General features: G+C 53.6%; 1 pseudogene. It reads right to left on the reverse strand.

The features are described from left to right. A pseudogene (locus BZJ18_RS17840) lies at positions 1-4,534 on the reverse strand (VCBS domain-containing protein); the annotation flags it as partial.

The raw sequence follows: 4,534 nt of genomic DNA on the forward strand, positions 1-4,534 counted from the left end.
TCAGTACCATCAGAGGCAGTCAGGGTAATGGTATCCGTCACTTGATCGCCGGCATCCAAATTCTGCACCGCAGATTGATCGAGGGTGTAAGTCCAATTGCCGTTCACCAGCTCTAATGAGCCATAGGTGCCGGCTTCAGTGGTGTCCGCAAAGGTTGGACTATCGTCGCCGTCGACATCGCTGATCGCAATGGTGCCGTTGGCAGTGACAGGGGCATCACCGACATTACCTTCGGTGACGGAACCGATAAACTCACCGGTGACCTCAGGTAGGTCATCGCTACCGGTAATGGTGATGACAATATCTTGTTGGGTGTTATCGCTTGCTGTCAGGGTAATGGTGTCGGTGACCTGATCGCCGGCATCTAAATTCTGCACGGCAGACTGATCAAGGGTATAGGTCCAGCTGCCATCGACTAGCTCGAGCGAGCCATAAGTGCCGGACGCAGTGGTATCCCCAAAGGTTGGATTATCGCCACTATCGATATCACTGATCGCAATGGTGCCCGTGGCAGTCACGGCCGCATCACCTACGTTGCCCTCGGTGACTGAACCAACAAACTCACCACTGACTTCTGGCGCATCCTCGCTACCGGTAATGGTGATGACAATAGCTTGTTCAGTACCATCAGAGGCAGTCAGGGTGATGGTATCGGTGACCTGATCGCCAGCGTCTAAACTCTGCACGGCAGATTGATCAAGCGTATACGTCCAGCTGCCATCGACCAGCTCTAGTGAACCATAACTACCCGTTTCTGTGGTATTGGCGAAGGTGGGCGTATCGTCGCCATCCACATCACTGATCGCAATGGTGCCCGTTGCAGTGACAGGCGCGTCGCCCACATTGCCTTCGGTCACACTGAGCCGGTAAAGCTACCACTCACTTCAGGGGCATCCTCTGTCCCCGTAATAGTGATCACAATGGCTTGCTCAGTACCATCAGAGGCGGTGAGGATAATGGTATCGGTGATCTGATCACCTGCGTCTAAGTTCTGCACCGCAGACTGATCAAGCGTATAGGTCCAATTGCCATCGACCAGCTCGAGCGAACCATAAGTACCAGTTTCAGTGGTATCGGCAAAGGTTGGATTATCGCCACTATCGATATCACTGATCGCAATGGTTCCCGTGGCAGTGACAGGTGCATCACCGACATTACCTTCGGTCACGGAACCAATAAATTCACCGCTGACTTCAGGTAGGTCATCGCTACCGGTAATGGTGATGACAATATCTTGTTGCGTGTTATCGCTTGCTGTCAGGGTAATGGTGTCGGTGACCTGATCGCCAGCATCCAAATTCTGCACCGCAGATTGATCGAGGGTGTAAGTCCAATTGCCGTTCACCAGCTCTAATGAGCCATAGGTGCCGGCTTCAGTGGTATCCCCAAAGGTTGGATTATCGCCACTATCGATATCACTGATCGCAATGGTTCCCGTGGCAGTGACAGGTGCATCGCCTTCATTGCCTTCGGTGACCGAGCCGGTAAAGTTACCGGTGACCTCAGGGGCATCATCTGTCCCGGTAATAGAGATGACAATATCTTGCTCAGTACCATCAGAGGCAGTGAGAGTAATGGTATCGGTGACCTGATCGCCGGCATCCAAATTCTGCACCGCAGACTGATCAAGCGTATAGGTCCAATTGCCATCGACTAGCTCGAGCGAGCCATAAGTGCCGGACGCTGTGGTATCGGCAAAGGTGGGTGTATCGTTACCGTCGACATCAGTGATATCAATGGTGCCTGAGGCAGTGACAGGCGCATCGCCCACGTTACCTTCGGTCACGGAACCAACAAAGCTACCGGTCACTTCTGGGGCATCCTCGCTACCAGTAATAGTGATAACAATAGCTTGCTCAGTACCATCAGAGGCAGTCAGGGTAATGGTATCGGTGACCTGGTCGCCGGCATCTAAATTCTGCACCGCAGATTGATCAAGGGTGTAAGTCCAGTTCTCACCGACCAGCTCTAGCGAACCATAGGTGCCCGACTCAGTGGTATTGGCGAAGGCCGGGGTATCGTCGCTGTCGACATCATTGATCGCAATGGTGCCACTTGCAGTGACCGCAGCATCGCCTTCGTTGCCTTCGTTGCCTTCGGTGACTGAACCGACAAAGCTACCGGTCACTTCTGGCGTATCCTCGCTACCGGTAATGGTGATGACAATGGCTTGCTCTGTGCCATCAGAGGCAGTGAGGGTAATGGTATCCGTCACTTGATCGCCGGCATCCAAATTCTGCACGGCAGATTGATCGAGGGTGTAGGTCCAGTTCTCACCAACTAGTTCCAGTGAGCCATAGGAGCCTGTCTCAGTGGATCAGTGATCTCAATGGTGCCCGTGGCAGTCACGGGTGCATCACCTTCGTTGCCTTCGGTCACTGAACCCACAAACTCACCGCTGACTTCAGGGTCGTCATCTGTCCCGGTAATGGTGATAACAATATCTTGCTCAGTACCATCAGAGGCATTCAGAGTGATGGTATCGGTGACCTGATCGCCAGCATCTAAATGCTGCACCGCAGACTGATCAAGCGTATACGTCCAATCACCATCGACCAGCTCGAGTGAACCATAAGTGCCAGACGCTGTGGTATTGGCAAAAGTCGGCGCATCGTCACTRTCAACATCACTGATCGCAAGGGTRCCSGWGGCAGTGACWGGCGCATCGCCTTCRTTACCTTCTGTCACTGAACCGACAAAGCTACCGGTCACTTCTGGGGCATCCTCGCTACCAGTAATMGTGATGACAATGGCTTGTTCAGTGCCATCAGAGGCAGTCAGGGTGATGGTATCGGTGACCTGATCGCCAGCATCTAAATTCTGCACCGCAGACTGATCGAGCGTATACGTCCAATCACCATCGACTAGCTCTAGCGAACCATATGTACCCGCTTGTGTGACATCGGCAAAGGTAGGCGCATCGTCAGTGTCACCATCAGAGGCGGTGAGGGTAATGGTGTCGGTGACCTGATCGCCGGCATCTAAATTCTGCACGCTGGCTTGATCAAGGGTGTAAGTCCAGTTGCCGTTCACCAGCTCTAATGAGCCATAGGTGCCGGCTTCAGTGGTGTCCGCAAAGGTCGGAGTATCGTCGCCGTCGATATCACTGATCGCAATAGTGCCCGTGGCAGTCACGGCCGCATCGCCTTCATTACCTTCTGTCACGGAACCCACAAACTCACCGGTGACTTCAGGGTCGTCATCTGTCCCGGTAATAGTGATGACAATGGCTTGTTCAGTGCCATCAGAGGCAGTCAGGGTGATGGTATCGGTGACCTGATCGCCAGCATCTAAATTCTGCACCGCAGACTGATCGAGCGTATACGTCCAATCACCATCGACTAGCTCTAGCGAACCATATGTACCCGCTTGTGTGACATCGGCAAAGGTAGGCGCATCGTCAGTGTCANCAGTGCCATCAGAGGCAGTCAGGGTGATGGTATCGGTGACCTGATCGCCAGCATCTAAATTCTGCACCGCAGACTGATCGAGCGTATACGTCCAATCACCATCGACTAGCTCTAGCGAACCATATGTACCCGCTTGTGTGACATCGGCAAAGGTAGGCGCATCGTCAGTGTCAACATCACTGATCGCAATGGTGCCCGCGGCAGTCACCGCCGCATCACCTTCATTACCTTCGGTGACGGAGCCAACAAACTCCCCGGTGACTTCAGGGGCGTCATCCGTTCCGGTAATGGTGATGACAATATCTTGCTCGGTGCCATCAGAGGCGGTGAAGGTAATGGTATCGGTGACCTGATCACCTGCATCTAAGTTCTGCACGGCAGACTGATCAAGGGTGTAAGTCCAGTTCTCACCGACCAGCTCTAGCGAACCATAGGTGCCCGACTCAGTGGTATTGGCGAAGGCCGGGGTATCGTCGCTGTCGACATCATTGATCGCAATGGTGCCACTTGCAGTGACCGCAGCATCGCCTTCGTTGCCTTCGGTGACTGAACCTACAAAGTTACCGGTCACTTCTGGCGTATCCTCGCTACCGGTAATGGTGATGACAATGGCTTGCTCTGTGCCATCAGAGGCAGTCAGGGTTATGGTATCCGTCACTTGATCGCCAGCGTCCAAGTTCTGCACCGCAGACTGATCGAGGGTATAGGTCCAGTTGCCATCGACCAGTTCGAGTGAACCATAAGTCCCGGCTTCTGTGACATTGGCAAAGGTTGGATTATCGTCGCCATCCACATCACTGATCGCAATCGTCCCCGTCGCGGTGACAGGCGCATCACCGACATTACCTTCGGTGACCGAACCCACAAACTCACCACTGACTTCAGGCGCATCTTCGCTACCGGTAATGGTGATGACAATAGCTTGTTCAGTACCATCAGAGGCAGTCAGGGTAATGGTATCCGTCACTTGATCGCCGGCATCCAAATTCTGCACCGCAGATTGATCGAGGGTGTAAGTCCAATTGCCGTTCACCAGCTCTAATGAGCCATAGGTGCCGGCTTCAGTGGTGTCCGCAAAGGTTGGACTATCGTCGCCGTCGACATCGCTGATCGCAATGGTGCCG

The sequence above is a fragment of the Salinivibrio sp. IB872 genome, from assembly GCF_001995345.1.
Taxonomy (GTDB): Bacteria; Pseudomonadota; Gammaproteobacteria; order Enterobacterales; family Vibrionaceae; genus Salinivibrio; species Salinivibrio proteolyticus.